This is a genomic window from Streptomyces sp. G7(2002), from assembly GCF_028870195.1.
Taxonomy (GTDB): Bacteria; Actinomycetota; Actinomycetes; order Streptomycetales; family Streptomycetaceae; genus Streptomyces; species Streptomyces nigrescens.
Map to the genome: position 1 here is coordinate 4,568,950 of NZ_CP102609.1, position 12,699 is coordinate 4,581,648.

Genomic DNA, 12,699 nt, shown 5'->3' on the forward strand with positions numbered 1-12,699 from the left:
TCACTTCTCGGCGATCAGCGGTTCGACCATCTTGCGCAGATCGTCCTCCGCGAGCGGGCCGATCGAGCGCGCGGCGATCTTGCCCTGCCGGTCGATGGCGATCGTGGAGGGGATGGACTGCGGGTTGAGGCTGCCCTTGGGGAAGCGCAGCATCAGCCGGCCGGTCGGGTCGAACAGGCTCGGGTAGGGCACCTTGTGCTCTTCCTCGAAGCTGGTGGCCTGCGACTTCTCGGAGTCGCGGGTGTTGATCCCGAGGAACTGGACGCCCTTGTCCTTGGTCTCGTTCGCGACCTTGGAGAAGTTCGGCGCCTCGGCGATACAGGGGCCGCACCATGATCCCCAGACGTTGAGGATGACGACCTTGCCCTTGTAGTCGGCGACGTCCAGCTTCTTGCCGGTGGTGCTCTCACCGGAGAGCTCGGGCGCCGGCTGCCGCTCGCTCTTCTTGACGGTGTCGACACCGTTCTTGCCCTGGACGAAGCGGGTCTGGGCGGAGCCGCCGGAGGCGCCGTCGCCGCAGGCGCTCAAGGTCAGCGCGGCGGCCGCGGCCCCTGCGGCGAGCAGGGCGACGCGGCGGCGGCTCGTGAGGCGGCGTGGGGCGCGGCAGGCACTCATGTGAAAAGTTTCGCATGGGCCATTTCCGGATCTTCCACGCCCCCCTCACCGGCCGCGTCCCCGCGCGAAGGGACCTGTCAGGCCGCGGTCAGATAGGACTTCCAGCCGCCGGACGGCCGCTGTCCGACGGGGATCCTCTGGAGCTTGCGCAGCACCTCCGGGTCCTGTGCGTCGATCCAGTCGGTGAACTGCCGGAACGACACCAGACGGACATCCCGGTTCTGCTCATTGGCAATGTGCTTGATCGCGGCCTCGACGGCGTCCATATAGATGCCGCCGTTCCACTGCTCGAAATGATTGCCGACGAAGAAGGGCGCACGGTTGGTCTCGTACGCCCGGCGGAATCCGGAGATATATGCGTCGGTGGCCTGCTGCCGCCAGCCCGGGTAGTTGACCGGCGGGGCCTTCGTGGAGTGCTTCGACTGATTGGCGAGGAGGTTGTAGTCCATCGAGAGGACCTCGAAAGAGTGCCCCGGGAACGGGATCTGCTGGAGCGGGAAGTCCCAGAGGCCCATTTTCTTCTTCGGCCACATCTGCACTCCACCGGGTGAACTGGCGTCATAGCGCCAGCCGAGTTCCCTGGCGGTGGGCAGCAGATTTTTCTGCCCGAGGAGGCATGGCGTACGGCTGCCGACCAGTTCTCTCCGGTAGTCGAAGGGCAGCGGCTCCAGATCGGTGAATCCGGTGTTGGTCCGCCACCTGGTGACGAAGTCCATCGCCTGGTCGATCTCGGACTGCCACTCCTGCGGGGACCAGTGCCGTACGGCGCCCGAGCCGGAGCAGAAGTGCCCGTTGAAGTGGGTGCCGATCTCATGGCCGTCCAGCCAGGCTTCCCGCAGGTACCTGAGGGTCTCCTTGATGTGGGCATCGCTGAGGTAGCCGATGTCGGAGGCGCCCCGCGGATTGTTCGGCGGTTCGTAGAGGTGCTTTTGGGATTCCGGGAGGAGATACACCCCGGAGAGGAAGAAGGTCATGGCCGCGCCATGGTCCCGGGCGAGCTTGAGAAAGCGGGGGAAGAGGCCGTTGCCGACCTCTCCCGCACCGTCCCAGGAGAAGACCACGAACTGCGGCGGGGTCTGACCGGGCTCCAGCCGTTCGGGGGATTTCGGCTGATGGGGCTGGGCTCCGGAATTCGCTGTCGAGCCGTCACCGATGAGCTTGGGGCGGGCCTGGACGGAGTTCTTCACGCGCTGCTTGTTGGCTCCCGCGTCCGGGTCCGGCGAGGAGCAGCCGGCGACGACCGGCGCCGCGGCTGCCCCAACTCCCATACCCAGCAGGTTTCGCCGGCTGATCGCGCGCATACCCTCGTCCCCTCGTGCTCGCCGAACTCAATATCCATATAAACGGACAACCGAGTGGAGGGCATGTTGAGCGTCGGGGGATCCGGGTTCAATCGCTCAGGTATTTCATTCTGCGGGCTTTTGACGTTGCGCCAAGTGATGCACCGTCAGGCCCCGAAGGCCTTGGCCTTTCCCTTGACGGGTTTGGCGCCCGCCAGAAGATGGGAGGGAACCAGGTCGCGCGCCGGTTCGCTGTACCCCACCGAAATGATCTTGTCGCCGTGGAAGGTGAACGACGTCAGCGAGGCCAGCGTGCACTGCCGCCTCCGCGGGTCGTGCCACAGCCGCCGCCGCTCCGCGAAGCTGCGCACGATCCAGATCGGCAGCTGATGGCTGACCGCCACCGCCTCGTGGCCCCGCGCGGCATCGCGCGCCGCGCCCAGCGCCGCCATCATCCGTACGACCTGCTCGATGTACGGCTCACCCCAGGACGGCCGGAACGGGTTCGTCAGGTACTTCCAGTTCCCCGGCTTCTTCAGCGCACCGTCGCCGACCCCGAAGGTCTTCCCCTCGAAGACATTGCCCGCCTCGATGAGCCGCTCGTCGGTGGCGAGCTCCAGACCGTGCGCACCGGCGACCGGCGCCGCGGTCTCCTGCGCACGCTCCAGCGGCGAGGCGACGACATGTGTGATGTCCCGCTCCGCGAGATGCTCCGCCACCCGGTCGGCCATCTTCCGCCCCAGGTCGGAGAGGTGGTAGCCGGGGCGGCGCCCGTACAGCACGCCGTCGGGGTTGTGCACCTCGCCGTGCCGCATCAGATGCACGACGGTGATGTCTTCGCTGCTCATGTCACCCATTCATTCAGTCGTCTCAAGCGGTCGCCGGCCCGTGCGCCCGCAGCCGTCTCAGGCCGTCGCACCGGCCGCGGCGCGCGCGGCGGCCGGCAGGGCGGCGGCGATCCGCTCGACGGCCGCCGTGTCGTGCGCGGTCGAGACGAACCACGACTCGAAGGCGGACGGCGGGAGGTAGACGCCCTGCGAGAGCATCGAGTGGAAGAAGGCGGTGAAACGGAACGCCTCCTGCGCCTTGGCCCCCTCGTAGTCGGTCACCTCGGCGTCCGTGAAGAAGACCGTGAACATGTTCCCCGCGGCCTGGACCCGGTGCGCCACGCCCTCCTTCGCCAGCGCCGCGGTGACCAGGCCCCGCACCTCCGCCGAGACCGCGTCGACCTTCTCGTAGGCGGCGTCGTCCAGCAGCCGCAGCTGCGCGACACCGGCGGCGGTGGCGATCGGGTTCCCGGACAGGGTGCCCGCCTGGTAGACCGGGCCGGCCGGGGCGAGGTGCGCCATGACGTCCGCACGGCCGCCGAAGGCCGCGGCCGGGAAGCCGCCGCCCATGACCTTCCCGAAGGTCATCAGATCCGGACGTACACCGTCGATGCCGTACCAGCCGGCCTTGCTGACGCGGAAGCCGGTCATCACCTCGTCGGAGATGTAGAGCGCGCCGTCGGCGGAGCACAGATCCTTCAGGCCCTGGTTGAAGCCCGGCAGCGGCGGCACCACGCCCATGTTGCCCGGCGACGCCTCCGTGATCACACAGGCGATCTCCCCCGGGTGCGCGGCGAACGCGGCCCGCACCGCCTCCAGGTCGTTGTAGGGCAGCACGATGGTGTCGCCGGCCTGCGCGCCCGTGACCCCCGGCGTGTCGGGCAGCCCGAAGGTCGCCACGCCCGACCCGGCCGCGGCCAGCAGCGCGTCCACATGCCCGTGGTAGCAGCCCGCGAACTTGATCACCTTCGGCCGGCCGGTGAACCCGCGGGCCAGCCGGATCGCCGACATCGTTGCCTCGGTGCCGCTGGAGACCAGCCGCACCTGCTCGACCGGCTCGATCCGGGCCACGATCTCCTCGGCCAGCTCGACCTCGCCCGCGCCCGGCGTACCGAAGGACGTACCGCGGGCGACGGCCTCCTGGACCGCGGCGATCACCTCGGGATGCGAGTGACCGAGAATCATCGGTCCCCACGAGCACACGAGGTCGACATACTCACGGCCGTCGGCGTCGGTGAGGTACGGACCGGTACCGGACACCATGAACCGGGGCGTACCACCCACGGCGCGGAACGCCCGCACCGGAGAGTTGACGCCGCCCGGCGTCACGGCGGACGCACGGTCGAACAGCGACTGCGAAACAGGGGCTTCATACGGAAAAGACACGGTGATCCTGACCTGCATAAACGGAGGGAGGGCAGCGGCGCGTGGACACGGCCCGGCTGACATCGGTGCGGGAATCCCCTCGCGGTACGCCTCCGGGCGCCGCTCGGTTCATTCTCGATCCTTTTTTGATTCCTCTCGCTTTCGACCGGGCGTCAGCCCCCACTCGTCTGCGAAACTGTGGAGACGTACGAGTAAGTCACGCAAGCAATGGTCTCAGAGGCGCACGGGGGCGTGCGGCCGGGCGTTTCACGCGCCGGTGACGGGGGAGGTCTCTGAGACGATGATCGGGTTGCGCGGCTGGGGCTGCGAGTGGTCGGGTGGAGATATGCATCGCGGTGGCGAACTGGGCGAGGGAACCAATGACCGGGGTCCCGAGCGCGCCCAGCGCGGCCGTCACCGGCGCGAGGACACCACGGGCGACAGGACCACGCGCGCGGAATCCACGGGCAACAGGACCACAGGCGGGGAAATCAGAGGCGGCCGCATGGGGGTGACGTACAGGTACTTCGGTGCGCCCAACGGTGCGACCGCGGCCCGGGTGCCGGTCTCCATGCGTCCCGAGGAGCTCGGCGGTGACGAGCTCGGCATGGGCGGCATGTTCAGCAAGATCAAGCCGGAGACGATGGCCGCCATGGTCCTCACCGGTATAGAGGGCATACCGCTCCATAAGGTTCCGCCGCTCGAACTCGTCGTCCTCCACCCCGACTACGCCGTCGTCAAGCTCCCCATGACCGTGGTCGATCCGCTGCGCGGGGTCGGCGAGGAGTCGGTCGGTGCGGCCGCCTTCATCTGGTCCACCGTCCCCGACCGCGGGGGCCCGCGGGACGCCTTCACCGTCTACCAGCTGCTGCACGAGTGGCAGGACTTCAGCCACCGGCTGCACGAGGCGGGGCACCAGGCGTACTGCCTGGTCTGGCCGTAACGGTTCAGCGCGGGCGCGGCGGCCTGCGCAGGGGGCGGCGCCGGGCCGCTCGCCGGGCCCCGCCGGTCACCACGTGGGGCGGGCCGAGACACCGCCGTCCACGACCAGCTCGTGACCGGTGATCCAGGACGCCATCGGCGAGGCGAGGAAGACGCAGGCGTCGCCCACGTCCTCGGGGGTGCCCAACCGCCCTGCGGGCACCGCCGCTTGCCAGCGCCGCACCCCCTCCGGCCAGTCCTCCGCCAGGCCGGGCCGGTCGATCAGGCCCGGCGAGACGCTGTTGACGCGGATACCGTCCGGCCCGTACTCCAGCGCCGCCGCGCGGGCATGCATCACCACCGCCGCCTTCGACGCGCAGTAGTGGGCATGCCGCGGCGCCGGACGGTCCGCCTCGATCGAGGCGATATGGGTCACCGAGCCGCCGCCGGCCGCCCGCATCACGGCCGCCGCGGCCTGGGTGCAGGCGAAGACGCTGTGCACATTCGGGTCCGCCACCGCCCGCCAGTCGGCGAGCGACATCGCCGCCAGCTCCTGGGTCGGCTGCACGCCCGCGTTGTTCACCAGCGCGGTCAGTCGCCCGCGCCAGCCGGCCGCCTCCGTCACCAGTTGGTGGCACTCCTCCTCGACGGCCAGATCGGCGCGCAGCGCCAGCGCGCTCCCGCCGTCCGCCTCGATCTGCGCGACCAGCTCCCGCGCCGCGTCGGCGCCCGTGCGGTAGTGCGCGACGACGGCGGCGCCCGCGGCGGCGAACCGCAGCGCGATACCCCGGCCGAGGACGCCGGCGGCGCCGGTGACGAGGGCGACCTGGCCCCGGAGGTCGGGGAGGCCGGGGTGGCGGGGGGCGTCGGACGGGGTGTCGGACGGAGTGTCGGACGGGGTGTCGGTCATGGCCGGCTCAGGGCGGTGATCCACGCTGCCTCCCGGGGAAAGCGCGCGGCCAGTACGGCGGCGTCCCCGTGCTCGTAGTCCTCGAAGGTGAAACCGGGCGCCATCGTGCAGCCGAAGAGCGTCCAGGAGCCGCCGTCGGCGACCTCGGCGGCCATCCAGGTACCGGCCGGCACCGTGAACTGGACATGCTGCCCGCCCAGGACGTCCGGCCCGAGGACGACCGTACGGGCCGTGTCCCCGCCGCCGTCCTCCCGGAGGAGGAACAGGGTGAGCGGATCGCCCCGGTAGAAGTGCCAGATCTCGTCGGACGGGAGCCGGTGCAGCGCGGAGAAGTCGCCCGGCTCGGCGGTCAGCAGCATCACGATCGCCGTCCCCTCGGGCCGCCCGTCGGCACGCTCGGGGCCTGCCCATGTACGCCGGTACCGCCCGCCCTCTTGGGGCAGCGGCACCAGCCCGTAGAAGTCGATCAGCGCCTCGGGGAGGCGGTCACGGGAGGTGCGGTGCTCATCCATCTGCGGGCTGCCTCCGCCTCGTCTGCGACTGCCGGTTGGTTCAGCCTAGGCACGAAGTCCGCGTGAGGCGGGCAAAATCGGACGAGTCCGAAGCGCCGGCGGATGCTCCGGCGATTGCCCCGGCCAACGCCCCGGTGATGCTCCGGCCGACGCCCCGTCAGCCGGCCGTCCAGTGCGGGTCGCGGCCCGTCTCCGCCAGCAGCACCTCCAGGTCGGAGGCGCCGGGCGGTACGGGGGCCGGTTCGGCGAAGACGTTCATCTTGCGGGCCGTGGGAGCCATCTGGGCGACCAGCGTCCGCAGCTCGGCCACACAGCCCTCGGCCGGTGTGTACGGCCGGCCGGTCGCCCGCGCCAGGTCCCAGGCGTGCACGGTCAGATCCAGCAGCACCATCGCGCCGACGGTCCTGGCCGGCAGCTGCATCCCGCCGGTCAGCCCGTCCTCCGCGCCCGGCGCCGCCCACGCCTCGACCAGCTGCGCCGACGCGTCCGCGAACCGGTCGGGCCACTGCGCCCCGTACTCGCCGAGCCGGTCTGGGGTGCTGCTGAAGTCCACGTCCTTCTTGGCGGCCAGCGACCGGAAAGCGACGACGACCTGGAAGAGGTGGTTGAGCAGCGCGCGGACGTCGTACTCGGCGCAGGGTGTCGGCCACCCCAGCTGGTCGTCGCGGACCTCGCGCAGTACGGGGAGCGCCGCCCTGGCCGCCGCGTCGAGCAGCGCGCTGATCGGTGGGGCCGGGCGGGTCGCATGGGCTGCCTGTGCCGGCTGTGGCGTCCGTGCTGTCTGTGGCGTCCGTGCTGGCTGTGCCGGGTGAGCCGGTGCACCGCTGTGTGTTTCGTCCGAGATGTCTCGTCTGTCGCTCATACCGATGACGCTACGGGCCGCCGCCGACGGCGGATTGAAAAATCGCGACAGGGCCTCTCGCGACCGCGCGGTCCGTCTTACGATTCCAGGCATGGCCGCTCCACGGCGCGACACCCGGGGCATCGTGGACGCCCCCGGTCTCTTCACGCGGGTGCGCTTCCGCCGCCGCACGCCCGCCGAACCGCTGCGCCCCTATGTCGAGCATTACTGGCTGATCGACTGGGATCTGTCCGAGCCGTACGCCACGCATGTCGTCCCGCATCCGTGCGTGAACCTCGTCTTCCAGCGATACGCCGACCGGCCCGGGTTCGGCGAGGTCGCGGGCGTGGGGCTGGAGCTGTTCGAGCAGAAGCTGGCGGGGCGCGGGCGGGTGTGCGGGGTGCAGTTCCGGCCCGGTGGCTTCCGGCCGTTCACCCCGGAGCGGCCGGCCACGGACTGGACGGACCGCCGGCTGCCGCTGGCCGCGGCCTTCGGGCCCACCGACGCCGCGGCCGCCGTACTGGAGCCGGACGGCGAGGACGCCCGGGTGGCCGCGCTCGACGCCTTTCTGATCCCGCTGCTGCGGGCCGGGCCGCGGACTCTCGCCCAGGCCGAGCTCGCCATGGGGCTGGCCGACCGGATCCGCACGGACCGTACGATCCGCCGGGTCGCGGACTTCGCACGGGCCGAGGGCCTGTCCGTACGGGCCCTGCAGCGGCTCTTCGCCGGATATGTCGGGGTCAGCCCCAAGTGGGTGCTGCTGCGCTACCGGGTGCACGAGGCCCTGGAGCGCGCCGCCTCCGGTGCGGAGGTCGACTGGGCCGCGCTCGCCGCCGAGCTGGGCTACAGCGACCAGGCGCATCTGGTCCGCGATGTCACCGCCACCGTCGGGGTCCCGCCGACCGCGTACGCGCGGTGAGCGACCGCCGGGGAGGCCGCCCGGCCCCGGTGGCGGTCAGGGGTGTTCGGCCGTCAGATAGCGCTGGACGGTGGGCGCCAGCCAGGCGATGACCTCGTCGTGGCTGAGGCCGACGGCCGGCGGGAGGTGCAGTACATAGCGGCACAGCGCCATGCCGAGTATCTGGGAGGCGATCAGCGCGGCGCGGGTCGGCGCCTCCTCGGGCACCGGGCAGACCGCGGCGAGGACCGGCTTGATCTGCTCCGCGAACACGCCGCGCATCCGCTCCGCGCCCGCCTCGTTGGTGACGCCGACGCGCATCATCGCCGTCAGTGTCTCGTCGCACTCCCAGCGCTCCACGAAATGGCGGACGAGCCGGGCACCGGCCTCCTCGCGCGGGAAGTGGGTGAGGTCCGGGGCGTGCACTTCGATCTCGGAGGCGGCGGCGAAGAGGCCGGCCTTGTTGCCGTAGTAGCGCATCACCATCGACGGGTCGATGTCCGCGTCCCTGGCGATGGCGCGGATGGTGGCGCGCTCGTAGCCGTCCGCGGCGAAGCGGTCCCTGGCGGCGGCGAGGATCGCGGCCCGGGTCGCGGCGGAGCGGCGGGGGCGGGCGGGGTCGGCCGCTTCGCCGGGCGCGGGGCCCTCGGCGTCGGGGGCGCCGGCGTGGTCCGCGGCGGCATCGGACATCGCGGCGGATGCCGCGGCGGGGGCGGTGTCCGGCACGGCATCCGTGGTGGAGGGGGCATGTTCGACCATGCCAACAACTGTAGGCCAACGGCTGTTGACACGCCAGGCCCGGCCGCCCTACGCTTGCCAACAAGCGTTGACCAACATGCGTTGGCATGACCATCAGCCACAGCCCACAGCCGCAGTCACCGTCACAGCAGGCACAGGAGGCGGAAGCCATGGACGCCATGAACCGCAGGACCGGCCGGAGCGAGAGCGGGGCCGGCCCGGCCCGCGAGGCGCGCGACACGGACGTCATCGTCGTGGGCGCCGGACCGACCGGCCTGCTGCTCGCCGGAGACCTCGCCGAGGCGGGGCTGGGCGTCACGCTCCTGGAGCGACGCCCCGCCGAGATCAGCAACCTCACCCGCGCCCTGGTCGTGCATGCTCGCACCCTGGAGCAGCTCGATGCCCGCGGTCTCGCCGATGAGCTGGTCGCCGGCGGCCATCCGCTCACCGGCCTCCGTCTCTTCGGCCGGGTCACCATCGACCCGACCCGGCTCCGCACCCGCTTCCCCTTCGTGCTGGTCACGCCCCAGTTCGAGGTCGAGCGGCTGCTGGAGCGCCGGGCCCGCCGGGCCGGTGTCACCTTCCGCCACGACTCCGAGGTGCTCGGTCTCGACCAGGACGCCGACGGTGTGACGGTGCGCTTCCGCACCGCCGAGGGGCTCGGCGCCATCCGCGCCGCCCATGTCGTCGGCACCGACGGCGTCCGCAGCACCATCCGCGAGGCGATCGGCCTGCCCTTCCCCGGCAAGTCCGTGATCCGCTCCCTGGTGCTCGCCGATGTCCGGCTGGCCCAGGAGCCCGACTCCCCGCTGATGGTCAATGCCAACGGCGAGGCGTTCGCGCTGATCGCCTCGTTCGGCGGCGGCCTGTACCGCGTCATCGGCTGGAACCGCCACCACCAGGCCGACGACGACGCCCCGGCCGACCTCGACGAGATCCGCGAGCTGACCCGGCTCGCCCTCGGCAGTGACTACGGCATGCATGACGCCCGCTGGGTCTCCCGCTTCCACAGCGACGAGCGCCAGGTCCCCGCCTACCGGGTCGGCCGCGTCTTCCTCGCCGGCGACGCCGCGCATGTGCACTCCCCCGCCGGCGCCATGGGCATGAACACCGGCCTGCAGGACGCCGCCAACCTCAGTTGGAAGCTGGCCGCCGTGCTCCAGGGCCACGCCCCCGACAGCCTGTTGGACAGCTATCAGACCGAGCGCCACCCGGTGGGCAAGCAGGCCCTGCGCAGCAGCGGCGCCCTCATCCGGGTCGCCCTGCTGCCGACCGGCCCCGGGCGCGCCGTGCGCACCCTCGCCACCCAGGTCGTCAACCGTCTGCGGCCGCTGTCCCGCCGGGCGATCCGCACCATCTCCGGCATCGGCATCGCCTATCCGGCCGGGCCCGGCGCCCATCCCCTCGCGGGCCACCGCGCCCCCGACATCCGGCTGGCCGGCGGCGGCCGCCTCTATGAGCTCCTCCGCCAGGGCCGGTTCGTCCTCATCACCCCCGCCGGCGAGCCCGGCGTCCCCCAGGCTCCGGCGGGCGGCGGGGACTCCCCTCACCCGGGCGACGGCCGCGTGGTGACCGCCTTCTGGCGGAGCCCCCGCCGCACGGCCCTTCTCGTCCGCCCCGACGGCTATATCGCCTGGGCCACCGACGCCACCGCCCCCGCCGAGCGCGCCGCGGCGCTACGGGGCGCCCTCGCCCACTGGACCGGGGTCGAGGACGGGGCCCCCATAGCCACCGCCCTCACCCCTCCAGCACATGCCGCAGATACGCCCGCGGGTCGTTGAGATAGCGCCGCCAGTGGTCGACCAGCCCCAGCTCCGCCCACTCCACGCGCCGCATCCCGTGCTCGCCGACCTCGACGATCTCGGCGCCGGGCAGCGCCGTCAGCAGCGGGGAGTGGGTGGCGCAGATGATCTGCGCGCCACCGCTCCCCAACTCATCCATCAGCCCCACCAGTTCCAGGCAGGAGGAGAAGGACAGCGCCGCCTCCGGCTCGTCCATCACATACAGGCCCCGCTGCGAGAACCGCTCCCGGAAAGCCATCAGAAAGCCCTCGCCATGGCTCATGTCGTCCGGGGACCGCGACAGCTTCAGCGCGCTCCGCTCCCGGTTCAGCGCTTCCATCGCCGTCTCGGCCCGCAGGAAGAACCCCCGTCGGCGGACCCGCGGCCCGCGCACCATCCGGCGCCCCTCCTGCGTCGGGTCGAACCGCATCAGTCCGCCGAGCAGTGACGCCTCCCGTGAGCTGGCGTACTTGTATCCGGCCGAGCCGCCGTAGGAATCCAGCCCGAAACCCTCCGCCAGCGCCTCGGCCAGGGTCGATTTCCCCGAACCGTTCTCCCCCACCAGGAAGGTGACCGGAGCGCGGAAGGCCAGCCCCTCCTTGGCCATCTGGCGCACACACGGCACCGTCCAGGGCCAGCCGTCCTCGGCCGCCCCCGCTCCCTCCGGAACGTCCACGTAAGCCCGTTCGATCAGCATGCCCCCGAAGCTCTCACACCCCACTGACAGCCACCCCGCTCACAACCACCCCGCTCACAGCCGCCCCACTGGCAGCCACCCCGCTGACAGTCGCCCCGCCCGCACGGGAGCCGGGCCCCAGCTCCGTACGCTTCCCCCATGCTGATCGCCCGCTCCGCCGCCCTCTTCGCCGTCGCCGCCCTCTTCGAGATCGGCGGAGCCTGGCTGGTCTGGCAGGGCGTCCGCGAGCACAAGGGCTGGGCCTGGATCGGCGCCGGAGTGCTCGCGCTCGGTGTCTACGGCTTTGTCGCGACGCTCCAGCCGGACGCCGCGTTCGGCCGGATCCTCGCCGCGTACGGCGGTGTCTTCGTCGCCGGATCGCTGGCCTGGGGCATGGTCGCCGACGGATACCGCCCCGACCGCTGGGACGTGATCGGCGCGCTGGTCTGCCTGGCCGGCATGGCAGTGATCATGTACGCCCCCAGGGGACGTTGACCCGCCTGCATATCCTGGCCGCGGACCGTCCTCCCCCGGCTCGTGCGGAGCGGGGGGACCCATCGCCCGAGGAGAGCGCATGACCGCCGAGGCCCGTACCGCCGTCGTCACCGGAGCGAGCAGCGGCATCGGCGCCGCCACCGCGCGAGCGCTGGCCGCGGCCGGCTACCACGTGGTGCTCACCGCCCGCCGCAAGGACCGCATCGAAGCGCTCGCCGCCGAGCTGCCGCACGCCGAGGCCTACGCCCTCGACGTCACCGACCGCGCCGCCGTCGACGCCTTCGCTGCCGCCCTCGACCGCTACCCGTCCGTCGACGTACTGGTCAACAACGCCGGCGGTGCCCTCGGCGCGGAGCCGGTCGCCACCGGTGACCCCGCCGACTGGCGGACCATGTACGAGGTCAATGTGCTGGGCGTGCTCCATATGACCCAGGCGCTGCTGCCCGTGCTCACCGCCTCCGGCGACGGCACCGTCGTCGTGCTCTCCTCCACCGCGGGCCACGGCACCTACGAGGGCGGCGGCGGTTATGTCGCCGCCAAGCACGGCGCGCATGTGATCGCCGAGACCCTCCGGCTGGAGCTGTGCGGCGAGCCGGTGCGCGTCATCGAGGTCGCCCCGGGCATGGTCAAGACCGACGAGTTCGCCACCACCCGCTTCCGCGGCGACACCACCAAGGCCGCCAAGGTCTACGAGGGCGTCGACCAGCCGCTCAGCGCGGAGGACGTCGCCGACACCATCACCTGGGCGATCACCCGCCCCTCCCATGTCAATGTCGACCTCCTGGTGGTCCGCCCGCGCGCCCAGGCCTCCAACTCCAAGGTCCACCGCAGCAGTTGAGG

The 12,699-nt window shown here is 71.7% G+C and carries 14 protein-coding genes; 5 read left to right on the forward strand and 9 right to left on the reverse strand.

What is annotated here, in order from left to right:
* From NUT86_RS19135 to hemL, 4 genes are all read right to left on the reverse strand, one after another.
* Positions 1 to 615 (reverse strand): TlpA family protein disulfide reductase, encoded by a 615-nt coding sequence (locus NUT86_RS19135; RefSeq protein ID WP_093645013.1) that lies wholly within the window; start codon positions 613 to 615, stop codon positions 1 to 3.
* Positions 616 to 692: 77 nt separating this feature from the next.
* Positions 693 to 1,916 (reverse strand): hypothetical protein, encoded by a 1,224-nt coding sequence (locus NUT86_RS19140; protein WP_093645011.1) that lies wholly within the window; start codon positions 1,914 to 1,916, stop codon positions 693 to 695.
* Positions 1,917 to 2,062: 146 nt separating this feature from the next.
* On the reverse strand, positions 2,063 to 2,743 hold the full coding sequence (locus NUT86_RS19145; protein WP_127151759.1) for a histidine phosphatase family protein: 681 nt from the start codon (positions 2,741 to 2,743) through the stop codon (positions 2,063 to 2,065).
* A 57-nt stretch (positions 2,744 to 2,800) separates the two neighbouring features.
* A complete protein-coding gene (hemL, locus tag NUT86_RS19150; RefSeq protein WP_266450150.1) occupies positions 2,801 to 4,108 on the reverse strand; it encodes a glutamate-1-semialdehyde 2,1-aminomutase in 1,308 nt (435 codons plus the stop codon).
* 325 nt (positions 4,109 to 4,433) lie between these two features.
* Here hemL and NUT86_RS19155 point away from each other — a divergent pair, with 325 nt between their 5' ends.
* Complete coding sequence (locus NUT86_RS19155; protein ID WP_093645005.1) at positions 4,434 to 5,030, forward strand: hypothetical protein; 597 nt, start codon at positions 4,434 to 4,436, stop codon at positions 5,028 to 5,030.
* Between the two features lie 66 nt (positions 5,031 to 5,096).
* On the opposite strand, the gene NUT86_RS19160 is transcribed toward NUT86_RS19155, so the two are convergent.
* From NUT86_RS19160 to NUT86_RS19170, 3 genes are all read right to left on the reverse strand, one after another.
* Positions 5,097 to 5,918, reverse strand: a complete 822-nt coding sequence (locus NUT86_RS19160; RefSeq protein ID WP_274740543.1) for an SDR family NAD(P)-dependent oxidoreductase — start codon at positions 5,916 to 5,918, stop codon at positions 5,097 to 5,099.
* Entirely contained in the window at positions 5,915 to 6,430 is a 516-nt protein-coding gene (locus tag NUT86_RS19165; RefSeq protein WP_159487677.1) for a cupin domain-containing protein, read from the reverse strand. The genes NUT86_RS19160 and NUT86_RS19165 overlap by 4 nt, the downstream gene beginning before the upstream one ends.
* Before the next feature lie 157 nt (positions 6,431 to 6,587).
* Positions 6,588 to 7,292 (reverse strand): TIGR03086 family metal-binding protein, encoded by a 705-nt coding sequence (locus tag NUT86_RS19170; RefSeq protein ID WP_274736648.1) that lies wholly within the window; start codon positions 7,290 to 7,292, stop codon positions 6,588 to 6,590.
* 91 nt (positions 7,293 to 7,383) lie between these two features.
* Between NUT86_RS19170 and NUT86_RS19175 the strand changes: the two genes are divergently transcribed.
* Positions 7,384 to 8,190 carry a helix-turn-helix domain-containing protein gene (locus tag NUT86_RS19175; protein ID WP_274736650.1) on the forward strand — a complete coding sequence of 269 codons (807 nt, stop codon included), beginning with the start codon at positions 7,384 to 7,386 and terminating at the stop codon, positions 8,188 to 8,190.
* A 36-nt stretch (positions 8,191 to 8,226) separates the two neighbouring features.
* On the opposite strand, the gene NUT86_RS19180 is transcribed toward NUT86_RS19175, so the two are convergent.
* Complete coding sequence (locus tag NUT86_RS19180) at positions 8,227 to 8,928, reverse strand: TetR/AcrR family transcriptional regulator (protein WP_274736652.1); 702 nt, start codon at positions 8,926 to 8,928, stop codon at positions 8,227 to 8,229.
* 149 nt (positions 8,929 to 9,077) lie between these two features.
* Here NUT86_RS19180 and NUT86_RS19185 point away from each other — a divergent pair, with 149 nt between their 5' ends.
* Positions 9,078 to 10,688, forward strand: a complete 1,611-nt coding sequence (locus NUT86_RS19185) for an FAD-dependent monooxygenase (protein ID WP_274740545.1) — start codon at positions 9,078 to 9,080, stop codon at positions 10,686 to 10,688.
* On the opposite strand, the gene NUT86_RS19190 is transcribed toward NUT86_RS19185, so the two are convergent.
* Positions 10,645 to 11,385 carry an AAA family ATPase gene (locus tag NUT86_RS19190; RefSeq protein ID WP_266450141.1) on the reverse strand — a complete coding sequence of 247 codons (741 nt, stop codon included), beginning with the start codon at positions 11,383 to 11,385 and terminating at the stop codon, positions 10,645 to 10,647. The two genes, NUT86_RS19185 and NUT86_RS19190, sit on opposite strands and share 44 nt — an antisense overlap.
* A 138-nt stretch (positions 11,386 to 11,523) precedes the next feature.
* Between NUT86_RS19190 and NUT86_RS19195 the strand changes: the two genes are divergently transcribed.
* A complete protein-coding gene (locus tag NUT86_RS19195) occupies positions 11,524 to 11,859 on the forward strand; it encodes a YnfA family protein (protein WP_018091021.1) in 336 nt (111 codons plus the stop codon).
* Positions 11,860 to 11,938: 79 nt separating this feature from the next.
* Positions 11,939 to 12,697 carry an SDR family oxidoreductase gene (locus NUT86_RS19200; protein ID WP_127151766.1) on the forward strand — a complete coding sequence of 253 codons (759 nt, stop codon included), beginning with the start codon at positions 11,939 to 11,941 and terminating at the stop codon, positions 12,695 to 12,697.
* Positions 12,698 to 12,699: the final 2 nt, after the last annotated feature.